Consider the following 23,514-nt stretch of genomic DNA (forward strand, 5'->3'; position numbering starts at 1 on the left):
TTTATATTGGTCAAATGGATGACCAGGGGAGCTTACATGGAAGTTATAACGGTTGCAAATAACAAGGGTGGCGTTGGTAAAACAATGCAGTGCTACCAATTAGCGACTCACTTGGCCAATAAAGGTCACAAGGTACTTGTTATTGACCTAGATTCACAGGCCAATTTAAGTTCAACATTTAATTTACAAATTCACAGAACTCTTATTCCTGAGTGGTTAATCGGTGACGTTACTATTGAAGACGTTATGGTGCCTTCAGAAGGTAAGGGTAAATTTCATAAGAATATTACTGTTATTCCATCAAGTCGTCATATGGCCAATCTATCAAAGCTTCTGATTCTTTCAGAAGGTGAGATTAGAAAAGAAGCTGGCCGTAAGGAAAGACTGATGAGGCTAAGACTTGAGCAAATTCCAGAGGGCATGTTTGATTACGTTGTAATCGATACACCTCCAATGCTTGGTGATGAACTTATTATGGCACTTGTTGCAAGTAATAAGATTCTAATTCCAACACAGGCTCAAGATTACTCTATTGATGGTCTAGAAGAGTTAATGGATACTTTTGAAATTATCAAAGAGACTGAGAACTCTTCGTTAGAATTCTCAATCATTCCATCAATGGTTAATGCGAGAAGAAAGATTGAAAAGCAAAGACTAGAAGAACTTGCTCAGTCTTTTAACATTACACCACCAATTCGTAATCTTGTTCAGATGCAAGAGTCGATTTCATTAAAGAGACCTATTTGTAAAATGGGTAAGAAGTCGCGCGGACATCAAGATTACCAAAAGCTTTGGGAATCATTAAATCTATAAAATTTTGAGACACACGGATGTGTTTCGCTTTTAAAGGGGCCATGTGTGTGTGACTGGCCCTCTTTAAAAGAAAATAGTCTCAACATAGGGAAGAGGAATTTATGGCAAAAAAATTTGCTCCAAGAGTTTCTAAGAAAGAAAGAAAAACTTTAAAATTAACAGATAATCTCGATAGCTCCGTAATGGAGAGACTTTCTGGTGATCGTCTTCTACAAGGAGCGAAGCTAGATGAAGTTTACTTAAAAGAGATTGTTGTAAAAGAGCAGGTAAGAACTAAGTTTAATGATAGTTCTCTAAAAGAGCTTGCTGAAAACATCAAGCAAAATGGTCTAATTCAACCACTTGTTCTTCATAAGGATAAGCTTGGTCGACTAACATTAGTTTGTGGTGAGAGACGTTACCGTGCCATGTCTCTTATTGAAAAAGAGAAGTGTCCTTGTTTTATTCTCGATAAGAAGAATGAACAAGAGCTTATGGCAATTCAATTCTCTGAGAACTCATCACGTGAAGCACTTCACTATATTGATAAGGCCGATGGTATTTTAAATTACCAAAAAGCAACGAAGGCGAGTGAGAGAAAAATTCAAGCGGCTCTTGGTATTTCAAAGTCTGAAGTTCACAGGTCTTTAATGATTGCCAAAATGGGTAAGAAAATTAAAGAAGCGGCCAAAGCTCATAATATTGAAAAGTATGTACTTCTAGAACTTGATGCTCTTGAGAAAAGCCCACTTAAAACAAAGCTAACTAAAATGCTTTATAAAGGTGAGTTAACAAAAAGAGCTGAACTTAAGAAGGCCATCAAAGATGGTGGTGTTATTAAGCCAGGCAGAAAGAAGAAAAAGCCAACTGTTCCAAAAGGACTTACGGCAAATGCATTTATTAAGACATTAAAGTCACAAGCTAAAGGTAAGAAGCTGGATAAGAAAACTCAGTCCTTACTTAATGAGCTCCTCAAAGAAACACAAAATATCGTCGATATGTAAGAAATAAGCATGGCCAAGGGTGAAGCTATTCATCCTTGGCATGACCCTTGCAATTTATATTAGTAACTGAATAGTTTATTAATGTAATTTGAGGGACTTAACATGCTAAACACAGCGAAAAACAAGAGTAAAATTTCTACACAGTGTTCAAGATTTATACAGTTATCACTGCTTCTGTTCACATGTAATACACTTGCTAAAGGCGAAGTGAAAAAAGATTTAACTCTTTTTAAGTCTTTTAACCCTCGAGTTGAAGTCAAACTTCAAAAGCGTACCCCACAAAGTTTTTACGCTGATGTGGACTTTGCTCCAAAACCAGAAGATTATAAAACATTTCTCGACTATGTTTTTGTCTATGATCATGCAGGTGTTCTAAAGAGGATGTCGAACCATTATCATCAAATGCAGGCAAGAGATGAATATGTTAGAAATTGGGATCTAACTTCCACAACATTTCATAAGCTCTCAACTATTGATGAGAGAAAGCGCTACTTTAATAAGAATTTTTTAAAGTATATTGATAAGAGAATTTCTGGCTCAATTAAAAGGGCAAAGAAAGGTTCAACAATGGCCCAAGTTGGTCAGATGAAAGAAACGTTAACACCAGAGTCTGAAGCACAAATTTCAGATAACTTTAAAGTTAAATTTAGAGCAAAGGTTCTTAAGGGTCTTGCTATTATTAAAATCGAAAATCCATTTGTCGATGCTAATACATTTCTATCTCTATCTGATGGTCTAATGATGCAAGTAAGAAAGAATTTCAATGAAACTCGCACGATTGCCTCAGTTGATTACTATACTGCTGGAACAAATATTGAGCTTTATGTAGAACAAGGTTTAACAGACCGACTCTCTGCTAGAGCTTCGGCAAAAGATATTGTTGGAGGAAGTAATGCGTCGCACGAGTTACGTTTAAATTACTCAACTCCATTCAATTTCTAATTAACCGAATTTGGCAAAAAAAGTCAGTAATTGTCCCATGCATTTACTAGCTCATCCGTTATAATTGGAGTAAATTAGGAATTATTTTACGTATAACGGAGTTAAAAAAAATGAGCAATCTTCTAGATAATCCACTATATCAGGATGCCATCGCGCAATTAGAAGAATCTGCCGCAATTATGGGACTCGATCCAAACGTTGCCGACAGACTTAAACACCCAAAAAGAGCACTTCAAGTTGCAGTTCCAATTCGTCTTGATGATGGTACTGTTAAAACTTTTCAAGGATTCAGAGTTCAACACAATATGACTCTTGGACCTGGAAAAGGTGGGGTACGTTTTCACCCAGGCGTTGACCTGGCCGAAACTGCTGGTCTTGCAATGCTTATGACTTTCAAATGTGCCCTTGTTGGTCTACCTCTAGGTGGAGCAAAAGGTGGAATCTGTGTTGATCCAACAAAACTTTCTCGTCAAGAACTTCAAGGTTTAACAAGAAGATACACAACAGAAATTAATACATTTATTGGTCCACAAGTAGATATCCCTGCTCCAGATATTGGAACAGACGGACAAACTATGGCGTGGATGCTTGATACTTACTCACAATTAAAAGGTTACACTGTTCCAGGTGTTGTAACAGGAAAGCCAATTACAGTTGGTGGATCTCTTGGTCGTAGTGAAGCTACAGGTAAAGGTGTTGCCTTTTGTGTAAACTTTGCTGCTAAGAAATTAGGAATGAAAATCGATACAAGCACAACTGTTGCTATTCACGGTTTTGGTAAAGTTGCCGTTCCTGCGGCCCATGATCTTGAAGCACAAGGTGCAAAGATTGTTGCGGTTTCAGATGTTTCTGGCGCAATCTATAATCCAAATGGTTTAAACATTAATGCTGCACTTGAATGGACAAAGAAAGGTGGCCTACTAGCAGACATGGATGGAGTAGAGAAAATTTCTAACGAAGAACTTTTCGCTCTTGATGTTGATATCTTAATCCCAGCTGCAATTGATGGTGTAATCACTGAAAAGAATGCACATAAAGTTAAGGCAAAGATTATTGCTGAAGGTGCTAACGGTCCACTTAATAAAGCTGCAATTGATATCGTAACTAAGAATGGTTGTTTCTTAGTTCCAGATATTCTTTGTAACGCTGGTGGTGTTATCGTTTCTTACTTTGAATGGGTTCAGGGACTTCAGAATTTCTTCTGGGATCTATCAGAGATCAATAGAAAACTTCACGATATTCTAAAAGATGCTTTTGAGAACGTTTACGAAGCTCATCAGAAATATGATATCGATATGAAAAAGGCCGCTTTCGTTGCTGCTCTTAAGAGATTAGAGAGAGCAATGAGATTTAGAGGGCTCTTCCCAGGTTAATATTTTTCTTGTAAGATAGAGGGCACTTATAAGGTGCCCTTTTTTATGCGATATATCTTACTGCTTATTCCATTCTTCGCTTTTGCCAATGTGACAAGTGAACTTGTTACGGGGGCAGACCGCAAGCTCTTCTCATACACGCAAGTATGTGAATTCTTTGGCGTAAAGGATGCCTTACTCGCTAGTAAAGAATCTTCTTCTAAAATTGACTGCATGGGCAAGTCATTTGAAATCTCTAATTTTTGTGAAAAGAAATACACAGGTAATTTAAATTATACTAAGGCGCGCTTTGATCTCGTTGATGGTAAAATTGCGTGTCACTTCTCTGATACTGTCATCCTTGAGCTTGCATGTAAGGGGAAGTATTCGAAGTTTTGTAAGAATACTAATGAATCTTGTAATGAGTTAAAGTCTGAGTTTGCTCACTCTCTTGATCTTTCCGCTTCTATGATTCTAGAAATTTACCCACCTCGTTTAAAATGTTTCTTTCAATCTAAGTCAAAGATTCCTAATTCTACTAATTTATAACTTCCGTTAAATTTCATTCCTTGCATATATTCATCCTAATCGGAGGAGAGTATGCACAAACAAATGCTTGGGTTACTGCCATTGGGAAGTAAGGCCCATTTAACAGAGATGTATGGCTATTCATCTAAGGGGATACCTGGCCTTGAAATAGTGGGGCTTGGTTCAAAGGGAAAGGCCATTAAAGAAAAATTTATCTTTCTATCAAAGAAGTATAATTTGAAAATTGCTCCTAAACGCTATGTTCTTTGTATTGATGATAATACGGTTCTTGGCTCTCTTAGTTCTAAAGAGGAACTTTATCGCTGGCTTGAGTTACCACTTCTTATTCTCTATTGGTCCATGGCCGGTGTTCTTCCTATTCAAAACTTAAGTGATTGTCTTTGTGCAGGAAGGATTTCAACACGTGGAAAGATTGAGCCTTTTCGCTTTGATGAAACATCATCAGATTTTCTTCATCGATTGGATGACTTAAAACTTAAGGTGATCGCCAGTTACAATGATGACTTAAGAGGACTTACGTACTTTATTCCCCTTGATGAGATCATTAAGTTCCCAGATGCATCATAAGTTATTGAATTTTAATAGACTTTGGAAAGGTTTTCTTTTATCTTGTGCGTAAGTTATGCGTAAGTTATAATAAATCTTATGAACACGCACAAGAAACTTCCAGTAGCAAATTGTGGCCTCTTTGGAATCAGTGAGGACCACATTGAAAATTATCAGTCTTTAGATGAGCGATTTGTCCAAAATCGTTCAGCGACTTTCTTCTTTGAAGCTCAAGGAGACTCGATGGAGCCATTGATTATTCCTGGTGACGTTTTGGTCATCGATCGCTCTTTGGAGGTTAAAAGTGGAAGAGTTGCTATTGTCTACTTAGATGGAGAGTTTCTATGTAAGCGTTTCATTAAGCAAGATGGGAGAGTCATCTTGCGCTCACACAATCCCTTGCATCGAGATATCACCATCACTGATGAGATGGACTTCTTGGTGTGGGGGCCAATTGTAGCAGTGGCACGCGATATGAAGGAACTTTAAATGGGAAGTCATAATAAGCAGAAGGTTTATGCTCTTGTGGATTGCAATTCATTCTTCTGTTCTTGTGAAAGGTTATTTCGGCCAGAAATTAGAAATAAACCAGTAGGGGTTTTGTCAAATAATGACGGATGTTTTGTCTCTCGTACACCAGAGCTAAAGGCCCTTGGTGTAAAAATGGGAGACCCTTATTTCAAGGTAAGGAGGCTTTGTGAATCACACAATGTTCATGTTTTTTCTTCTAATTTTTCTCTGTATACAAATATCAGTGATCGGGTGATGAATGTCTTGGCCCGTTTTGCACCTTCTTTAGAAATATACTCTGTTGATGAGGCCTTTCTTGATCTAACGGGTATGGATGAAGACCTTGTGGCCTATGGCCATCGCATTAGAGAGACGGTTTTACAGTGGACTGGAATTCCTGTCAGTATTGGGATTGCACCTTCTAAAACACTTGCAAAGATTGCAAATCATATCGGCAAGAAATCAGAAAAGGCCAATGGCGTTGTCTGTCTTCTTGATGAAAGATTACAAGATGTGGCCCTTAAAAGAGTTTCTATTGAAGATGTTTGGGGGATAGGAAGAAAGAATAGTGTAAAGCTTAGGACCTTGGGAATAAAAACGGCTTATGATTTTAAGGCCTTTAAGAATATAAAAGTTATACAGCGAACTTTAACTAAACTTGGTCGTATGACTCAAGATGAGTTAAGGGGAATAACCTGTTACGAATTAGAGGAATGTCGGCCAAAGAAGAAAGAGATCCTCTGCTCTCGTACCTTTAGTGGCAGTGTTGTTGATCTTAAAAGCCTACGAGAATCAGTTGCAAATTATGTAACTAATGCAAGTGAGAAGATGCGGGCACAGCGTAGCTTGTGTGCAACAATTGAAGTTTATTGTCATAGTGATCCACATAAATTAAATGAAGTACCTTATTACGGTAAGGATAAAGTTAAGCTTCTTGGGCCAACATCTGATACAAGAAAGATTATTAAATATGCCTGGTCTGCACTCGATGATCTTTTTAAAATGGGGGTTTGTTTTAAAAAGGCCGGAGTTAAGCTTGGAGACTTTTCAGATGATGAGGCAATTCAACAAAGTCTCTTTGAGGAGTTAGATGATCAACGTAGCGCAAAGCTTATGAAAATTGTTGATGAAATTAACCGTCGTGAGGGGAGCGGTATGATTCGTTCAATGGCCTGCGGGGTTGATAATGATTCATGGAAGATGAGAAGAGAAAAATTATCGAGGCGTTATGTGACAGGTTGGGCCCAGTTACCAAAGTGCTCTTAACCAAAGAAATTATTTGGTGCGTCATCTTCTCTATGTTGCCATAAGTCTAGGAGCTGACTATAATGGCCAAATGAGCGTATTTAAAGATCAAGTTGGAAAATTAGAAATTATAATCATGACATCAATTGCCCATATGGTTTTCTTTGGGATGTATTTTGCTGCTTCAAACCCGAATTGGTTTGCTGGAGTTTATACAGTAGAAGATGGTTTCTTAGAGATGCAGCAAGCTATTTATTTATTACTTGTTTCAATTCTATGCCTATGGCGATTCTTTAAATTAAAGGATAGTAAGTCTAAGTTATTTAAGTTTTCACTCTTGGCCTTTGCCGCTTTATTCTTCTTCGGTTTTGGAGAAGAGATTGCTTGGGGGCAGAGAATATTTGATTTAGGTTCTCCAGAGTTCTTTCAGCAATACAATACGCAAAATGATATTACATTACACAATCTAAAATTTGGTGATTTCAAAATCAATAAAGTTATCTTTGGTTTAATTGCTGGAATTATATCTGGTGTTTACGTTCTAATTTTACCAGTCCTTTATCGCACAATTGGTTTTGTACAATATATCATTGATGACTTTGCAGTACCCGTACCAAAGCTAATTCATACATTCTTCTTTCTTGCGATGTATATTCTTTTTTCAACGATTGATCATGGTAAGAAGGGTGAAGTTATTGAGCTAGTAAGTTGTGCAATGTTCTTTGTTATCTTCTTATCCCCATATAATATAAAGACTTTTCAAAGGTAGCATCGTGAAAGACTTCGATGAGTTACATGCCATAGGTGAATTAACAAAAATCGAAGACCCACTTGTTAGATACCAAGAAATCACGAGAATTAACCACAATGGTGATAGCTTTCCAATCCATAGTTTTGAGATTGGAAGCGATGATCCAAGCGCTCCGGTATTAGCTTTATTTGGAGGAGTTCATGGACTTGAAAAAGTTGGGACTCAAGTTGTGGTAACTTACTTAACATCTTTGTTTAAGCAACTATCTTGGGATGAAGAGTTAAGAAGAAGTTTAGAAAAATATCGAATTATTTCAATCCCGCTCATTAACCCATGGGGGATGTATCATCATAGAAGATCCAATGCTAATGATGTTGATCTTATGAGAAATGCTCCTGTAAAAGCATTAGAAAAAAAGAAATTTCTCCTTTCTGGGCAAAGGCTGACGCCTAGGCTTCCTTGGTATCAAGGGCAAGAAAATGCTGCAATGGAAGAGGAGCTACAGGCCCTCGTTAATTATTGTCGTAAGAATATCTTCCAAGCAAAGAGGGCCATCTCTGTTGATTTTCACTCTGGCTTCGGACTCAAAGATCGTTTATGGTATCCCTACTCTAAGACATTGACGCCATTTAAAAATATAACGGAAATGGAAAATTTAGAACAACTTCTAAATGAGACACATCCACACCATATCTATCAGATTGAGCCAACATCAGAAAGTTACACTATTGAAGGTGACGTATGGGATTACCTATACGATGAATATATACAAGAAAATCCTGATGGAGTTTATATCCCCTTAACATTGGAGATGGGAAGTTGGATTTGGGTTAAGAAAAATCCTTTGCAAATCTTTAGAAGAGAAGGACTTTTTAATCCGATAAAATCTCATCGTTATGATCGAACTATGAGAAGACATATCATGTTAATTAAATTCTTATTTCGCGCTGTCGGAAGTTCAAAAGCATGGGTTAAGGAGAATTCACTGTGAACTGGTTATTACTTAGAGGACTCGCTAGAGAGAGTCGCCATTGGTATAAGTTTCCTGACTATCTTCACGAGATGGATGAAACACAAAATGTTTTTGCTCTAGATTACCTTGGAGTAGGAAGTAAGAATGAAGAGAATTCACCGCTTAAAATCTCAACGTATGTTGAAGATTTAAGAAGTGATTGGCTCAAACTAAGAGAAGAGCACCCTGGAGAGTGGGGTGTTATTGGTATTTCAATGGGTGCAATGATGGCATTGGATTGGTGTGATCGCTATGAAGATGATTTTAGAAATCTTGTCCTTCTTAATACATCAACTAGAGACACTGCAAGTATCTTCCACCGCTTATCTTTTGAAGCAATTGGAACATTTTCAAAGTTAATCTTTAATAAAGACACAAGAGATCGTGAGAAGAAGGCCTTATCTCTAACTGTAAAAATGAAAGAGCTACCAGAAGATTTACTTGATGCTTACGCTGAGTTCTTTGAAGATAAGCCTTTAAGAAGAATTAATTTTTTAAGACAAGTGTTTGCAGCTTCTCACTACAAACTTCCTCAAAGTATCAAAGCAAAAACATTAGTCTTGGCCGGTAAAGAAGACAAGCTTGCTCATTATAAATGTAGTCAGGAGATTTCTCGTAAACTTGGTGTCCCACTTGAATTACATGAACAAGCAGGACACGATTTACCAATTGATGATCCAGACTGGATCATTGAAATGATGAGAAAGCATTACTTCATAAGTAAGTAGACATCTTCCTTTAGAGGCTCGTATGAACGTTGTGTCAGTGCCGCTTTGATATGACGCCATCTAGCTCGTCTTACCCATTTATTCCACTTTGCAATAACTCTGTGAGAGTCTCTTATCTCAGGTGTGATTCTTGAGATGGCAGCAATTACAACAGCGTTTTCTTTATTTAGGAAATCTTGTACTTGATGCTTTTTAATCGGTTCAACATTCATCTCAAGAGATTGTTCGTAGAAATAAGATCTGCGATCAACAAGGGCAACCTTCTTGTCTTTGAAGAGACTTTTTGCTCCTTCAGGTACTGCTGGAATATAGAATTGTGAGATAACAATAGACCATAGAAAGATTAAATAAAGTCCAATTGTATTGAATCCAATTAAGACATTCTTCTTTGCAATAGTAATCATTGAGATAACGATTAGAAGTACAAAGATAAGATTAACAGCAATCATTACACCATTTGAAAAGTATACAAGAATACAGCTGATCACTAAAAATAAAAGATTCAATGGTGTTACAAGAGCTAGAACATACTTTGATTTTTCTCGAAGAGTATCTAGATCAACTTGTAATAACAGAAATGTCATAAAAAATGGCACTGCTGGAATTGCATAGTGATGAGATCTCTGTGAAGGAATAAGCCATACGACAAAGAAGCACACAAAGTGAAAGAAGAAATAATATGTTTCTTTATTAAGGCCTTTAAAGCTTTTCTTTAATTTATTCCAAGTCAGAGGAAGAATTAATACCCATGGTAGAGTATAAAGAAATAGCCCTTGAAATACCTTATACATTGGCATTGGAACTTTTCCGAATTTTCCAAGGTTCTCCCTTACAAAGAAGTAGTTAAAGAATTCTTCCTTGTAGCTTAGGTAACTTGCAAAATACCAAGAGCAACTAAGAATCGTTATGGCCAAGAAGTAGAAAAAGCATTCTTTGATAATGAACTTTTTATCTTTCTTGTATAGAAATAGTTGATAACAGCTCATCGCAAGAAAGCTCATGACAATAGTTACGGGGCCTTTTATTAAAGCACCAGCTCCACCAAATAATATTGCTAAGATAAAACTCTTTTTAGATTTGTCTTTTATATAATCAAAAAGAAAAAGCGAACTAATAAATGGAAGCAGTGAAAGTGATGTCTCCATCATGAAAGTACGGCCAAACTTAATTGCACCATAGCCTCCTAAGAAGAAGGCGAGGGTTAAGAGCGGCTCAATTCGAAATCTTCTCTTTAACCAGCCGGCAGTAAAGACTGCTAGAATAATCGTTAAGATTGCTTGAGAAGCGCGGGCCCCCGTCAGTGATGATTCACCCATTAGTGCATAAAGTGGAAATGGCATCCAAAAATGAAATGGCGGTTTTGACCAATGTCTTTCTCCTCTATAGTGAGGTGTCATTATATTATTGGTGTCATACATCTCTTGTGAAATTTGGACATATAATGATTCAGTTCCCTGGCGAGGAGCACTGAGGTTTCCAATATCCCATAGGTAAAAAATTGAAAATAAAATAGTAAAGATAATAAATAAATTCTTGTTTGATACTTTTTGCATATAATTACTTTGATAGAGTTTTTACAATTTCAACATACTTTTCTTCAACTTCAAACTTCTTACCAAGACAGTTTTCAAGTTTTTCTAGTACAACTTGTCCATTTTTTTCTGCCGTTACACTGGCCTTCTCACCAGCAAGAAGTGACTTCACAGCAAGATGTCCCATTTGGGTTGCAATGAAACGATCTCTGGCAGTAGGGTTCCCACCTCGTTGAATATGGCCTAGGATACATACTCTTGAATCGAGCTTGTGCTTATCAAGGAGTTCATTGTGAACATAATGTGAAAGGCCTTCTGTTTCACCTTCTGAGGCAATAATAATTGAAGAGCCTTTGCCTCTTTTAAGACCTCTTTTAATATCATTAGCAATTGTGTCGATATCAACTTCTTTTTCTTCTTGAACTGGAAAGATAATATTTTCAGCACCAGTACAAAGTCCCACATGAAGAGCGATGGCCGGAGACTTTCTTCCCATAACTTCAACGATAAACGTTCTATCGTGAGAGTGGGCCGTATCGCGGATCTTATCGACAGCTTCGATTGCAGTTTGCACTGCTGTATCAAATCCAATTGAATAGTCAGTTCCTTCGATATCATTATCAATCGTTCCAGGGATTCCAACGACAGGAATTCCATGCTCCTTATGTAACTCCCATGCACCATTGAATGATCCATTACCACCAATAACAATTAGCGCATCAATATTCTTCCTTTTTAGTATATGTGCAGCTTCAGCTCTAATCTCTGGTTTAATAAACTCTGGACAGCGTGAGGTTTGTAGAATCGTTCCACCTTTTTGGAGAATATTTCCAACACTTGCTGTATCCATTTGATGTTGTGAACCTTCGAGAAGACCTGCATAGCCCCGACGTATTCCAAATATTTCTATATCATTAGCTAGACAAGTTCTAACAACAGCGCGAATTGCGCAATTCATTCCTGGGCTGTCACCGCCACTACATAGTACTGCAATTCTATTTATATTATTATTTGATTTTGTTTCTTCACTCATAAAATTTCCTATTCAAAGATATGATGTCCAGTAAAGCTTGGTGCTTGATGAAGTCCCATAATATAGAGACAAGTAGGAGATACATCCATTAATGAATGTTCACCCGGTGCAATTGTAAAAGCTTTATCTTTTAATTTTTCGTTAACGACACAAAATGGAACAAGAGCTCCAGTGTGAGCTGTGTGAGGAGTTCCATCTTTATGAACCATTTGATCACTATTTCCATGATCAGCTGTGATAATCATTGTTATCCCTTCCTCTTCACACTTCTTATAAAGTTTTGCGAGACACTCATCAAGAGTCTCTATCGCTTGTACAGCAGCTTCATAATTTCCTGTATGGCCGACCATATCTGAGTTTGCAAAGTTAACAACAGAAAAGTCATATTTTGATACTTTTGCTAAGAGTTTTTCAGTAACTTCTGGAGCACTCATTTGTGGCTTTTCATCATATGTTGAAACTTCTTTTGGTGATGGAATAAGAAGATGGTCTTCTCCTGCAAAAGGCTCTTTTTCACCACCATTAAAAAAGAAAGTTACGTGAGCATACTTCTCTGTTTCGGCTATTTTTAATTGTTTTAGGCCTTGGTCACTTAAGTACTCTGTCATTGTTCCTTTAAGTTTCTCTTTATCAAAGAGAACCGGTAAATCCATTTCATCAGGAATATAAGGAGTCATGCAAAGAAACATTGCAGGAAAGAAAGGCCTCTCAAATTCACTGAACTCTGGATAATTGAATGCTAAGGTTAGCTGGATTGCACGGTCTGGTCTAAAGTTTGTAAAGAAGACACAATCACCTTCTTTAATAGCATAGTCTTTATTAAATAATGCTGGTGCAATAAATTCGTCAGTTCTTCCAGATTCATATTCGCTATTAAGATATTCTATAGGAGAAAGAACTGTAATGTCCCCGTTACCTAAATACATATCGTAAGACTTTTTAATCTTTTCCCATCTGCGATCACGGTCCATTCCAATTGAACGCCCTTGCATTGAAGCAAAGTGGCTGCCTTCATATCCAACGATATCTTTTAAGTACATATCACCACAGGCCGGAGGAGTATCCCTTCCATCCATAAAAGCATGGACGAAGACTTCAATACCACTTTCTTTAAGACATTTAATGATCTCTTTAGTGTGTTCTATATGTGAGTGAATCCCACCATCAGAAAGAAGTCCTAAAAGGTGGATGCGATTATTATTCTTCTTTGCTGTATCAATAAGCTTTTGAAGTTGATATTGACTACAAAGGTTGCCCTTCTTTATCGACTCATTTATACGAACCAAGTCTTGCCTAATAGCACGACCTGCTCCTAGGTTCATATGCCCAACTTCAGAATTACCAACAACACCTTTAGGGAGTCCAACAAGTACTCCTCCTGCTTGAATATTTGTATATGGATAAGTCTTAAACAACTTATCAATCGTTGGTGTTTTTGCGTCTCTAATAGCATTCTTTTCAGTGTTTTCACTAATTCCGAAACCATCAAGGATAACTAAGAGGGCCTTTTTACTTATATTTTTTATCGACATAATCACGATCCTAGCAAAGTGTTTGTACAAAACACATTTTATAACTACTTAAAGTTTATACAAAATACCCCAATGTGTTCACTTTTTATACACATGGTACTTTCTAATTACTTGTAATCTCATCTTAAAACTTGGCACGCAACTTGTATATATATAGGCAAATTGTTTAAAACACACACACAAACACGGAGAATATTATGAAACTTAACTTAAAGAACTCGACTCTATCAGTCATTGTTCTTGCTTCACTAGTCGGATGTGGATCTGACGGCGGAGGAGGCCTAAATGGTAGTGGCTTCAATTACAATGTAAATGTAAACAATGGTACAACTAATGGCCTTGCATCTAGTCTTGTAACAGCACAGCAACTAGCAAATGCAATCGCCAATAATAACTTTGGTCAAAGCTCGCCTCAAGGCCTTTATGCTTTCCAAAAGTCTAACTCAAGCTATGGTTCTCAAGATTGTGAAGAAAAATGGTATGGAACAATTTGTACATATTCGTCATCTTCATCAAGTTATAATAACCAAGACATTGGTTTTAGAGAGTTAGGTGCAAATGGAGTTATTAATCGTAATGTAAATTACTATGGTACTCAATACACATACTCAGAAGATGCCCACTTTGGAAGTTCATTATCATCTCTTGCAAATAATCTTGCATCATATGTAATGTCTGCCAATGCAAATGGAAATTTATATAAAGTTGATCCTTACGGACGCTATTATAGATATTCAGATAATATGAACTGCACTCAGTTCTATTCTTTAGGATATGGCTCACAATCCGATTGTGAGTATGTTAAGAGAATCAGTTCTCGTCGCTGGGTAATTAAGATTAACGGCGCTGCTAATTTAATTGATATGAATCAGGCCCTTATTAGACAACCTGTTTCAAGAGAAGCAACAACTGTTAATGCTACTCCTTACTAAGATTTAAATCCCCCAAATACATACCTGACAAAAAAGCGCGGCAATATCCGCGCTTTTTTATTAAATTAAACCTAATTTACGCCGGCTAAATTTGTCTTTACGTGCATGAAACCTGAACATCATTTATAATAATAGTGTTTTAGTATTAAAAAAGGACTATTATATGGCAAAGTATCGTACAGACTTAATGGATGTAAATTTTAATCTATTTAAAACGTGCAAAATTCAAGAACAGGCCGGTGAACTCGGCTATGGTGAGGCCGAATTAAAGGATATCCTCATCCAATTTGATAAATTTGTAGAAAACGAAATCTATCCAACTCGTCAGGAAAGTGATGAGATTGGGGTAAAGCATGTGGATGGTAATGTTATCGTTCCAGAAATGTTTCACAAAGTTAATAAGAACTTCTATGAAAATGGTTGGTATGCACTTGGCTATCCTGAAGAAGTTGGTGGGATGCCAGCTCCACATGCTTTAAAAGTAGCATGTACTTCAATGGCAATTGGTTCAAACGTTGCTTGGTCAATGTATTACGGACTATCTCAAGGTGCGATGAATGTAATTCTAAAAGTTGGATCTCAGGAACAAAAAGACCTTTTTGTACCGAAGATGATGACTGGTGAATGGGGTGGGACAATGTGTCTGACTGAGCCAGGAGCAGGATCTGATGTTGGGAATGCAAAGACAACGGCAAAGCCACTTGATAATGGAAAATATGCAATCAATGGCGTAAAGATTTTTATCTCTTCTGGTGAGAGTGATCTTTACGAGAATAATATTCACCTCGTTCTTGCAAGAACTCCTGGAGCACCTGAGGGAACAAAGGGACTTTCTCTATTTATCGTTCCAAGATTTAACGTTGATTCAGGAGAATCAAATAATGTTAAATGCACGAAGATCGAACATAAAATGGGAATTCATGCTCAGGCGACTTGTGAGCTTACTTTTGGCCAAGACGGAGAATGTGTTGGTGAGCTTATTGGTGAAGAATTTGATGGTATGAAAAATATGTTCATCATGATGAATGAAGCAAGACTACTTTGTGGACTTCAAGGTGAAGCGCAGTCAAACCTTTGTTATGAACTATCTGAGCAATATGCAAGAGAGCGTTCACAATTTGGTACTGAAATTATTAATATGCCAGATGTTAAGAGAATGCTACTTAAGATGAGATCGACGGCAAGAGGGCTAAGAGCTCTTACTCTTTATACTGCCAATCTATTTGATAAGGCAGAGAAAGGAGATGAGATTGCAGAAAAAGAAATTGCTCTTTTTACTCCAATCTGTAAAGGGTACTGTACAGATGAAGGTGTCAATATCGCAAGTGAAGGTGTTCAAGTTCACGGTGGTTACGGTTATTGTACTGAATACGGTATTGAGCAATTCATGCGTGATACAAAGATTGCAACAATCTATGAGGGAACTAACGGAATTCAAGCAATTGACTTTGTTATGAGAAAGATCCTTATGGATAAAGGTGAGACATTCTTTAATGTAGGAAAAAAGATTCAAGCAACAATGAATAAAGAAGAAGCAAAGTCATTTCCTCATGAAATTTCAATGATTGGAAAATCAATGGAGATGAGTGAAGAAGTTGTTAAGAAGTTTGGAAAGCTTATGGCCGAAAAGAACCAAAATGGTGTTATGGCATATGCAACTGACTTCCTAACTTATTGTGGAAACCTTGTTGTTTCTTGGCTTTTACTTGAGCATGCTTGTATTGCTCAAAATGAATTGAAAAACGCTTCTAGTGAAGAAGAGAAAAAGTATTATCAATCAAAAATTGATGACTTTAAAGTATTCTGCCAGTATCAGCTAACACGCAATATTGGTCTTGCTCATAGTGTTTTAAATTTTGAAGAAGATCTAACTTCAATCAATGTTTAATTTTGAAGTATTAAAAACACGGGTGTGAGTAATGGAAAGTATGATTAAAGGAGTTGATCTCTTTAATGAATCAACTCATGGTAGTAGCAACTACTATAAAGACAATATTTATGTCATGAAGAAGAAAGGGGAATATGCACCCTTAAGCTTCATGGAAAAAAAAGTAGAAGAGTTTAATGAGTCAGAGTTATTGAGCAAGGGATATATTTATGACTCCCTTGATCTCGTTGGTGATAAAGAGTTTACTCAATGGTATGAGAATCAATTCTCTCGTAAGCTTAAGAGAACTCAGGCCAAGCAGGTCATGATTATCCATCTTCCAGATAATAAGAGAATCTTTGATGCAATTGAAACCGTTAATAAGGTTTATGACATTTTAAGAGATGAGCATATTATTTTTAACGGTAAGAAGCTACCTGTTCAGTTAGGTGAATGGTATGCAAAGTGTATCTTTGGTTTGATGCAAAAGAAGTCAACTTCTCAAAGAGGATTCGATTTTTATACGACTGATAATAAACGAGTTGAAGTCGTTGTACATTGGGGAGATCAAACTTCACCTAAAGGTGTTAAGGTTAGGAAGTCATTTTGTGATCTTTCAGATCAAGTGATTATAATCTATATGGCCCGAAACTTTATGATCCGCGATATCTGCTTACTTGATTCAGATTTTGTATTAAGAAAGTTTGCAGGAAAAGGACATACAATGTTTCTTAAAGATTCAGATATCGGAACATACTTCTTTTCAAAGTCGGCAAAGCACAAGGATAAAGTTGCAAATAAGAACTCGCTTCTTAAATACGCTTTACCTAAGCTTGCTATGAATCTAACGGAATTCTTAGAAAGTTAAGATTACATTAATTCATATTTTAAAAGGCGGCATTCTATGTCGCCATTTAAAAACTCTGTCTTCTTAGAAGTTTTTAGGCGAATATTCTTTCTTAGTGGCCCATGGGCAGTAAGAATATATGCAGTTGATCCTTTAAAATTATTCTTTAATGTCTCACCAATCTCATAGTAGAAATCGTTGATATCTTCAAAACCAATTGCTTGAATTCTCTCTCCATATGGAGGGTTGAATAGAACAATACCTCTTTCAAAACCTGCAGGTACAGATGCTTTAGAAAACTCTTCACAATTGAAATTAACAAAGTCTACACGGCCGAAGCAGTCGAGTAAGTGAGCTCTTGCAAGCTTGAAGTTCTCAACATCTGCATCATTATAAAAGAATTTATCACTTGGGATAGAATCAATCTTCTCTTGTGAGTCTGTCATTACTTCATGAACTTTATCAAAGTACCAATCCACAAGATTTGAATCTTGAAACCATGGATGATTAGTAAATGAATATGGAGTCGTGTTCTTCTTAAGTCTAAAAAATGCTGGTGATAACTTTAGAAAATAAATTATCGATTCAATAAGAATCGTTCCAGAACCTGCCATTGGATCATAGAAAGGTCCTTGGCAATCCCACTTTGTTTCCGCAATAAGTGAAGCCGCTAGGTTTTCACGTAAAGGTGCACGGTGACCTGATTCACGATAACCTCTTTTATCAAGAGACTCACCAACCATGTCAGCGTAAACGATTACCTTACAACCTTCTTTAACTTTTTCAACTCGTTGTAAGAAGGTTACTGTAGGCGTTGTTGTTTCAACATTTGGACGCTTGCCTAATTTATCTCTCATATAATCAACGAGAGAGTCTTTTAGGGTCTGTGATAGGAAGATTGAACTTTTAAACAGCTCCTTACTTTCACCATCTAAAAGAGTATTGATTTTAAAAGTCTGATCTGGAGTGATGTAATCTTCCCATGGAAGTTCCCCAGCTCTTTTATAAATCTGCTTTTCATCACGGATATAGAAATACCCAACTTCTTTAAAAACACGAGAAGCAATACGGGCATTTAAAATATATTCTACAGTGGCCTTATTTCTGGCCTTGAAAGCTGCACCACCACGGCCGGCCTTTCCTTCAATACCATTGGCACGAAGCTCATTGACGAGGTATTGCTCACAACCACGAGGGCAAGAAGCAAAATAAAAACTCTTGTCATTAATGACTTTATTGCTATTTCTTTGATTATTCATAGGCTGGATTTATGCTTTATTTTGGCGTGTGTCAAAGAAAATAACCTAAGTTAGTAAAATATCGTTCATTCTTCGTCTAAAAATACCCATAAAAAGGTGATTATTGAGCCGTATAGACTTCAAACTTGAAGAACTTACTGATATAGTTTCCATCATAAATATTTTTATAATTTAGTTAATCATACAAGTGAGGAATTCATGAGCTTTACAGACTACAAAGTAGCTGACATTTCCCTAGCAGATTGGGGAAGAAAAGAAATTAAAATTGCTGAAACTGAAATGCCGGGACTAATGTCTCTACGTAAAGAGTTTGGTGCTTCAAAGCCACTTAAAGGTGCAAAAATCGCTGGTTGTCTTCACATGACAATTCAAACAGCTGTTCTTATTGAGACTCTAGTTGAACTAGGTGCTGAAGTAAGATGGTCATCTTGTAATATTTATTCAACTCAAGATCAAGCTGCTGCGGCCATCGCTGCTGCTGGAATTCCTGTTTTTGCTTGGAAAGGCATGAACGAAGAGGAATTTGACTGGTGTATCGAGCAAACTCTTAAATGGGCAGATGGATCAGCTCTTAACATGATCCTTGATGACGGTGGTGACCTTACAAATATGGTTCACGACAAATTCCCTGAATTAATCGATGGAATCAAAGGTCTTTCTGAAGAAACAACGACTGGTGTTCATAGACTATATGAAAGAGTAAAAGCTGGAACTCTTAAGATGCCAGCAATCAATATCAATGACTCTGTTACAAAGTCTAAATTTGATAACCTTTACGGATGTAGAGAGTCTCTAGTAGACGGTATCAAGCGTGCAACAGATGTAATGATCGCTGGTAAGACTTGTGTTGTTGTTGGTTACGGTGATGTTGGTAAAGGTTCTGCTCAGTCTTTCAAAGGTCTTGGAGCAAGAGTTATCGTTACTGAAATCGATCCAATTTGTGCTCTTCAAGCGGCAATGGAAGGTTTCGAAGTAATGAAGATGGATAAAGCAGCTCTTGAAGGTGATATCTTCGTTACAACTACAGGTAACTACCACGTAATTAACGCTTCTCACTTAGATAAGATGAGAGATGGTGCAATTGTTTGTAACATCGGTCACTTTGATAATGAAATCGATATTAAGCACCTACATAACAATTATGAAGAAGATAATATCAAGCCACAAGTTGATCTATATACAGCAAAAGATGGTAAGAGAATTATCCTTCTTGCTCAAGGTCGTCTAGTTAACCTTGGTTGTGCAACAGGGCACCCTTCATTTGTTATGTCGAACTCATTCTGTAACCAAGTAATTGCTCAAATGGAACTTTGGGAAAATGCTGGTAAGTATGAGAACAATGTTTATATGTTACCTAAGCACCTTGATGAAAAAGTTGCTCGTCTTCACCTTGAGAGAATCAATGTTGAAATCGATGAACTTTCTCCTCAACAAGCTGAATACATCAGCGTACCAGTTGAAGGTCCATACAAACCTGAACATTATCGTTACTAGCCAATACGTGTAATTAATTTATAAAAGCCTCCGAAAGGAGGCTTTCTTATTTGAGGTAAAGTCATGAGTAAGAAAATATTCCTAGCAACAGATCACGGTGCATTTGAGCAGAAAGAATCTGTTAAGAAATTCTTAATAAGTGAAGGCTATGATGTTGAGGATCTTGGTACTTATTCTACTGAATCTTGTCACTATCCTGAATATGCTATTGCACTTGCTAAAGCCGTTCAAAAAGAAGGGCGTGGAGTTCTTCTGTGCGGATCGGGGATTGGTGTGAGTATGGTTGCTAATAAGTTCAAGGGAATTCGAGCAGCTCTATGCCATACTGAGGATGATGCAAGATTGTCTCGCGAGCATAATAACTCTAATGTTATCTGCTTTGGTGGGCGTATTTCAAATAGTGAAGAGATTATTGCCATGACTAAGATTTGGCTGGCCACTGAGTTTGAAGGTGGCAGGCATAAAACCCGCATTGACATGTTTTCAGACCTCGGTGAAAATTAAAGATATGTTTAAAATTAAATGGACAGAATATATCTCGTTTTTCGTTATTTTTGTAATTGGAATTTATAGTCTCTATATTTCAAGAACAGATTTAGCTTATTTCGATAATGTGCTTAGTACACATAATGGGCTACTTGAGTGGTTTACCTTTGCAGGCCTTTGTCTAATCTCATTCGGTTACTTCTATCGCCGTAAAGTTCTTACAAATTTCCGAGATAAAAAGTTTCTTACGATGCTCATTGTTTTGGGGATCTTCTATGTAATCTGTGCATTAGAAGAGGTTAGTTGGGGACAACGTTTATTTGGTTGGCACTCACCTGAGATGTTTAGAGATGCTAATAGTGTTTTATTAGAAACGAACTTTCAAAATTGGTTAATTGCCCGTGGTGTTAGTCATGAGTCTTGGAACCTCTTTCTTAGAGGAGTTCTTTTCTTCTATTTATTTGCTGTTCCAGTTTTTTATTTAAAGGTTGATAAGTTTAAGAACGTAATCGACGCTTTTGCACTTCCTGTGCCAAAGGCAACTCATATCATAATCTTCTTAATCCTTCTCATTATTACTCTGTTTATACCAAGTGATAATAAGGTTCAATTTGCAGAGTTTTGTTTAACTTGGGTATTAACGGCCCTAACTTTAGAGCCGTATAATCGTGGAATGTTTTCTCGTAAAAGTCTTGTTCGCTAGATTAAGCGTGCTTCATACAATTAGGACATTTTCTCTTTATCATTTTGCGATAGGCATTAGTTGTTTTGTGAAAGTAGTCTGTTGCTTTCTTTCCCATGTCACTTTCTATTAGCCAGCTAAACTTGTGTACAAGAGGATAGAGTTTCACTAGGTGAGCAATTACATCTTCACCTTTTAGAACCTTTTTATCTGAAGTGATGTAGTGAACAACATTTTGGCAGTCCTCTTCATTTAGTCCAAGTTCTTTGAATTGTTCATACACTTTTTTATCATTTACAGGGATAAAAGAGATCTTCTTAGCACCTTCTAGCCTTGCTAGAGAGTCTTTAAAGCGAATGCAAAGAGGGCATTCATCATCAAAAATGAGAATTGGTAACTTGTAATTTTCTTCCATGAAAATTCCTTTAATTAAATATTTCTTTATTGAATTCCTAATTTCTTTGTTGCTGAATATCGATATCGTCTTGAAATAATCTCAAAGATATTTCTCGATTTATCTTTTGTGATACCAGCGTTTTTTTGTGCCTTTATTGAATAGTCTAAAATATCAGCAGTTGCTCTTGCGTTTTTCTTCTTTTTTTTCTTTAGAAGGTGAGCATAAGGGTTTACAACCTTTTTATCTGATTTCTTTTTCTTGTTAAGCCCATTTCCACCTTTAAAATAAAGTCCGTTATCTTTTTTCTTATAACTAGCATACTTTCCTTTATACTTAAGGCCGCTTCCATAACGCTTTCTAAGTGTTTGTTCTGCTTTCTTGCTTTCTTTCGTCTCTGGTGCAGCTGACATTGCATTTGCAACCGTACCATTTAGTCCAAAGTCTCTTAGGGCATTGGCAACTTCTTCATTCTTCTTTTCATATGAACTTGGAAGTTCAACCTTATCAAGTGCATCTCTTACTTTATCATTGGCCATTGCAAAGATCTTACCTGCAGTTGCGCGGTACGAGTCAGAGGCTCCTTCAGGTTTTGAAACTCCATTTGTCATTTTATAGAAGTTATCAAGGCTTGATCCAAGTCCCCCTGGAATGTACATATCATTGATCTTTGCTGAGATTCTCGTATCAAGACATGTATTAGTTTGGCGACAACTACAACCAACATCTTCTTTCACATTATTATCAACACAAGATACTTGGTAGTTTCCATTTTGGGCCTTACGTTGAGCGATTTGTGGGTAACAGTAAGTTACATCATTTTGTGTTTCTGGCTGACTACAGTAACAGTCTCTATCTGAAACAGGATTACATTTTCCTTTTCCACTTAATTTTTTAGCGACTGAATTTAGTTTATCGGCAGCGTCTCCATGCATATCATATTCCCACATGTAATATTTTGTCATTAATGCAGAAGCTGCAAGTTTTAAAACGTTAGTAGGGCTTGTAAATGAGCCGCCCATCATTGCAATAGAGGCCGTGTAGCAAACTGTTGTTGCTCCCCAACCTTTTCTTTGAATATCTACTGACTTTTGGCGGTCACGGTGTGATCGCGCTTGTTTAAAAAGTGCCGCACTTTGTGCATTTTCAATATCTGGCTGAGATGCTAGTGCAAATTCATCGCTTCGCTTTTGAGTTGCGCGCGCGATAATTTCTGTTCCCATTGGGATATACTGACAATAATCAGCACCTTCTTCCTCTTTGGCCTTGGACTCTTCAGTATTGGCTTGCTTTGTAGCGGCATCTTTATCTACAGGATTTTCATTTGAGTTATTCCATTCCTTAAATTTATCTTCATCTGTAACTTGGAATGAACCATCTTTCTTTGTTACACCACGTTCAGACCATGTTCTTGTAACATCCTTCTTTGTAGTGCGATCAATTTTTCCAAAGGTTCCGCCACCACCAGCTTGTGAAATTGCCGGCATAATCATTGAGTAGGCTTGAGCAACGGCCTTAAATAGTTGTGGGGACATCCCTAAGAATTTCTCACCTTCAGTGGCATCTCCACCATTTTTAATATTGTCACAATAGGCATCGGTACCACATTCTTCTGCCCACGCTTCCTCCGCCTCGCGCTTCTGATAACCAGCATGAGTGAAGTTTTCCATCTTCATCTTATCTTGATCTGTAAGATTTCCCGTTCTCACATCTTCTTGAGTCGGAGCTGTATATCCTGCTGACTGGGCCAAGGCATCTATATTCATAGTGGCCCAAATAGCTAAAATGATGAGTTTATTTATCCTTAACATTGATTTCCCTCAATAATTTAGATTCCTTTTAATTTTAACACGCTGAGGCATTGCAAGGGAGGACTGTAATATGTGCCGTCAGTATATTGATGTAATTACAGTGAGTTATGGGGATTGTTGCTCTAAATAAAGGGGAATTTCAATGCACCAAAATTTGGGCACATTGCGCTGTGGTATTTGCCAAAAATACCTGAAATTGCTAGATTATAGCTAT

Annotated in this window: 23 protein-coding genes; 17 read left to right on the forward strand and 6 right to left on the reverse strand. The window is 37.1% G+C overall.

All coding sequences use genetic code 11. The features are described from left to right. The first annotated feature begins 36 nt into the window (after positions 1-36). The 11 genes from ACN5L8_RS09390 to ACN5L8_RS09440 all read left to right on the forward strand — a co-directional run bounded on the left by ACN5L8_RS09390 (position 37) and on the right by ACN5L8_RS09440 (position 9,431). Entirely contained in the window at positions 37-813 is a 777-nt protein-coding gene (locus ACN5L8_RS09390; protein WP_158536760.1) for a ParA family protein, read from the forward strand. A 101-nt stretch (positions 814-914) separates the two neighbouring features. Beyond that, complete coding sequence (locus tag ACN5L8_RS09395; protein ID WP_114705711.1) at positions 915-1,796, forward strand: ParB/RepB/Spo0J family partition protein; 882 nt, start codon at positions 915-917, stop codon at positions 1,794-1,796. Between the two features lie 207 nt (positions 1,797-2,003). After that, positions 2,004-2,738, forward strand: a complete 735-nt coding sequence (locus ACN5L8_RS09400; RefSeq protein ID WP_419168074.1) for a hypothetical protein — start codon at positions 2,004-2,006, stop codon at positions 2,736-2,738. 110 nt (positions 2,739-2,848) lie between these two features. Further along, complete coding sequence (locus ACN5L8_RS09405) at positions 2,849-4,111, forward strand: Glu/Leu/Phe/Val family dehydrogenase (protein WP_419168075.1); 1,263 nt, start codon at positions 2,849-2,851, stop codon at positions 4,109-4,111. A gap of 45 nt (positions 4,112-4,156) precedes the next feature. Next, the gene (locus ACN5L8_RS09410) at positions 4,157-4,639 is read left to right on the forward strand and encodes a hypothetical protein (protein ID WP_419168076.1); all 483 of its coding nucleotides are present in this window, start codon (positions 4,157-4,159) and stop codon (positions 4,637-4,639) included. A 51-nt stretch (positions 4,640-4,690) separates the two neighbouring features. Then, positions 4,691-5,206 (forward strand): hypothetical protein, encoded by a 516-nt coding sequence (locus tag ACN5L8_RS09415; protein WP_120405459.1) that lies wholly within the window; start codon positions 4,691-4,693, stop codon positions 5,204-5,206. A gap of 78 nt (positions 5,207-5,284) precedes the next feature. Beyond that, complete coding sequence (locus ACN5L8_RS09420; protein WP_162929695.1) at positions 5,285-5,674, forward strand: LexA family protein; 390 nt, start codon at positions 5,285-5,287, stop codon at positions 5,672-5,674. Further along, the gene (locus ACN5L8_RS09425; protein ID WP_419168077.1) at positions 5,675-6,961 is read left to right on the forward strand and encodes a Y-family DNA polymerase; all 1,287 of its coding nucleotides are present in this window, start codon (positions 5,675-5,677) and stop codon (positions 6,959-6,961) included. A 70-nt stretch (positions 6,962-7,031) separates the two neighbouring features. Next, a complete protein-coding gene (locus ACN5L8_RS09430; RefSeq protein ID WP_419168078.1) occupies positions 7,032-7,709 on the forward strand; it encodes a hypothetical protein in 678 nt (225 codons plus the stop codon). Between the two features lie 4 nt (positions 7,710-7,713). Beyond that, entirely contained in the window at positions 7,714-8,682 is a 969-nt protein-coding gene (locus ACN5L8_RS09435; protein ID WP_162929694.1) for a DUF2817 domain-containing protein, read from the forward strand. Beyond that, entirely contained in the window at positions 8,679-9,431 is a 753-nt protein-coding gene (locus tag ACN5L8_RS09440) for an alpha/beta fold hydrolase (protein ID WP_419168079.1), read from the forward strand. Before ACN5L8_RS09435 ends, ACN5L8_RS09440 begins: the two co-directional genes overlap by 4 nt. On the opposite strand, the gene ACN5L8_RS09445 is transcribed toward ACN5L8_RS09440, so the two are convergent. The 3 genes from ACN5L8_RS09445 to gpmI are packed head-to-tail and all read right to left on the reverse strand — an operon-like array spanning position 9,413 to position 13,528. Continuing rightward, a complete protein-coding gene (locus ACN5L8_RS09445) occupies positions 9,413-10,984 on the reverse strand; it encodes an ArnT family glycosyltransferase (protein ID WP_419172894.1) in 1,572 nt (523 codons plus the stop codon). The two genes, ACN5L8_RS09440 and ACN5L8_RS09445, sit on opposite strands and share 19 nt — an antisense overlap. A gap of 4 nt (positions 10,985-10,988) precedes the next feature. Beyond that, the gene (gene pfkA / locus ACN5L8_RS09450) at positions 10,989-11,996 is read right to left on the reverse strand and encodes a 6-phosphofructokinase (protein WP_419168081.1); all 1,008 of its coding nucleotides are present in this window, start codon (positions 11,994-11,996) and stop codon (positions 10,989-10,991) included. 8 nt (positions 11,997-12,004) lie between these two features. Next, entirely contained in the window at positions 12,005-13,528 is a 1,524-nt protein-coding gene (gene gpmI, locus ACN5L8_RS09455) for a 2,3-bisphosphoglycerate-independent phosphoglycerate mutase (RefSeq protein ID WP_419168082.1), read from the reverse strand. A gap of 197 nt (positions 13,529-13,725) precedes the next feature. Between gpmI and ACN5L8_RS09460 the strand changes: the two genes are divergently transcribed. The 3 genes from ACN5L8_RS09460 to ACN5L8_RS09470 all read left to right on the forward strand — a co-directional run bounded on the left by ACN5L8_RS09460 (position 13,726) and on the right by ACN5L8_RS09470 (position 17,195). Beyond that, complete coding sequence (locus ACN5L8_RS09460; protein ID WP_419168083.1) at positions 13,726-14,460, forward strand: hypothetical protein; 735 nt, start codon at positions 13,726-13,728, stop codon at positions 14,458-14,460. Positions 14,461-14,623: 163 nt separating this feature from the next. After that, positions 14,624-16,348 carry an acyl-CoA dehydrogenase gene (locus tag ACN5L8_RS09465; RefSeq protein WP_419172895.1) on the forward strand — a complete coding sequence of 575 codons (1,725 nt, stop codon included), beginning with the start codon at positions 14,624-14,626 and terminating at the stop codon, positions 16,346-16,348. Positions 16,349-16,379: 31 nt separating this feature from the next. Beyond that, entirely contained in the window at positions 16,380-17,195 is an 816-nt protein-coding gene (locus ACN5L8_RS09470) for a hypothetical protein (RefSeq protein ID WP_114705697.1), read from the forward strand. Positions 17,196-17,197: 2 nt separating this feature from the next. Here the strand turns inward: ACN5L8_RS09470 and ACN5L8_RS09475 are convergent, their stop codons facing one another. Then, entirely contained in the window at positions 17,198-18,433 is a 1,236-nt protein-coding gene (locus ACN5L8_RS09475; RefSeq protein WP_419172896.1) for a THUMP domain-containing class I SAM-dependent RNA methyltransferase, read from the reverse strand. Between the two features lie 198 nt (positions 18,434-18,631). Here ACN5L8_RS09475 and ahcY point away from each other — a divergent pair, with 198 nt between their 5' ends. The 3 genes from ahcY to ACN5L8_RS09490 all read left to right on the forward strand — a co-directional run bounded on the left by ahcY (position 18,632) and on the right by ACN5L8_RS09490 (position 21,116). Next, positions 18,632-19,927: an adenosylhomocysteinase gene (gene ahcY, locus ACN5L8_RS09480; RefSeq protein ID WP_114705695.1), complete on the forward strand. Its 1,296-nt coding sequence runs from the start codon at positions 18,632-18,634 to the stop codon at positions 19,925-19,927. Positions 19,928-19,990: 63 nt separating this feature from the next. Continuing rightward, on the forward strand, positions 19,991-20,431 hold the full coding sequence (rpiB, locus tag ACN5L8_RS09485) for a ribose 5-phosphate isomerase B (protein ID WP_419168086.1): 441 nt from the start codon (positions 19,991-19,993) through the stop codon (positions 20,429-20,431). A gap of 4 nt (positions 20,432-20,435) precedes the next feature. Beyond that, complete coding sequence (locus tag ACN5L8_RS09490) at positions 20,436-21,116, forward strand: hypothetical protein (RefSeq protein ID WP_162929693.1); 681 nt, start codon at positions 20,436-20,438, stop codon at positions 21,114-21,116. 1 nt (position 21,117) lies between these two features. Here the strand turns inward: ACN5L8_RS09490 and ACN5L8_RS09495 are convergent, their stop codons facing one another. Next, complete coding sequence (locus tag ACN5L8_RS09495) at positions 21,118-21,510, reverse strand: thiol-disulfide oxidoreductase DCC family protein (RefSeq protein ID WP_419168087.1); 393 nt, start codon at positions 21,508-21,510, stop codon at positions 21,118-21,120. 26 nt (positions 21,511-21,536) lie between these two features. Then, positions 21,537-23,300, reverse strand: coding sequence for a hypothetical protein (locus ACN5L8_RS09500; protein ID WP_419168088.1), 1,764 nt, complete (start codon positions 23,298-23,300; stop codon positions 21,537-21,539). Positions 23,301-23,514: the final 214 nt, after the last annotated feature.

The organism is Halobacteriovorax sp., assembly GCF_048381875.1.
Taxonomy (GTDB): domain Bacteria; phylum Bdellovibrionota; class Bacteriovoracia; order Bacteriovoracales; family Bacteriovoracaceae; genus Halobacteriovorax_A; species Halobacteriovorax_A vibrionivorans.